The sequence below is a fragment of the Agrobacterium sp. 22-226-1 genome (assembly GCF_053522345.1).
This window is the reverse complement of the sequence record NZ_JBNWCP010000055.1, coordinates 1-1,160: the sequence shown is the minus strand read 5'-3', so window position 1 is coordinate 1,160 and position 1,160 is coordinate 1. Positions and strand designations below refer to the sequence as shown.

Below are 1,160 nucleotides of genomic sequence, written 5' to 3'. Positions count from 1 at the left end.
ATACCAAGGCCCGATGAAATTGACTCACGGGATTCCGTTTTCGGGCAAATCATGATTCAACATGGCGGAAGGAGATTTCGCCATGGGAACGGCCCTCAACATCCGTCAGGACTACACGGCAGATGATCTGCGTCAGCTTGCCAGAAAGAGCCGGGACGCGGACTGGTCCCGCCGATTGCTTGCTTTGTCGGTGATCTACGAAGGCGGCTCTCGGAGCCATGCCGCATCGATTGGTGGGGTTGGTTTGCAGATCATCCGCGATTGGGTCGAGCGTTTCAATCAGCACGGTCCAGACGGCCTCAAGACCGGAAAGGCCAAGGGCCGTGAGCCGTTGCTGAACGACAAGCAACGCAAGGCGCTCATCGAGGCGGTCGAGAAAGGTCCCGTTCCCTATCTCGATGGTGTCGTGCGCTGGAGGCTCGTCGATCTGGTGCAGTGGCTTTGGCAGGAACACCGTATCTCGGTGAGCCGTCAGACGCTTGGGCGCGAACTGAATGCGATGGGCTATCGCAAACTCACGGCCCGGCCCAAGCATCATGCGCAGGATAGCCAGGCGATTGAGGAATTTAAAAAAACTTCCCTGCTGCTGTGGCAGAAATTGCCGCCGGAGCAGCCCGAGGAAAACAAGTAGAGATTTGGTTCCAGGACGAGGCTCGGATCGGCCAGAAGAACAAAATCACGCGCCGTTGGGCCAGGCGCGGAACGCGACCTTCAGCACCCCACGACCAGCGCACAAAGTCGGCCTACATCTTCGGGGCGATTTGTCCGAAGCTCGGCAAGGCAGCAGCGTTGGTCATGCCCTGGTGCGACACCTACGCGATGACACGGCATCTGACCGAAATCTCCCGCCATGTCCAGGAGAACGCGCACGCCATCCTCATCATGGATCAGGCGGGCTGGCACATGTCCAACAACCTCGTTGTGCCCGGCAACATCAGCATTCTGCCCCTGCCGCCGAAATCCCCGGAACTGAACCCCGTTGAAAACCTCTGGCAGTTCATGCGCGACAACTGGCTCTCAAACCGGGTCTTCAAATCATACGAAGACATCGTAGACCATTGCTGCGACGCCTGGCGGAAACTCGAAAGCCAGCCATGGCGCATCATGTCCATCGGTCACCGCAAATGGGCCAATGAGTTCTGATCATTGAGCGATGGTAT

At 57.9% G+C, this 1,160-nt stretch carries 1 protein-coding gene; it reads left to right on the top strand.

The features are described from left to right. The first annotated feature begins 82 nt into the window (after nt 1-82). Nucleotides 83-1,143 (top strand): IS630 family transposase gene (locus ACQZ5K_RS27040; RefSeq protein ID WP_448742084.1). Its coding sequence is split into 2 segments (ribosomal slippage): nt 83-575 and nt 575-1,143, totalling 1,062 coding nucleotides; the frame shifts between segments, so codons are not numbered across the junction. Nucleotides 1,144-1,160: the final 17 nt, after the last annotated feature.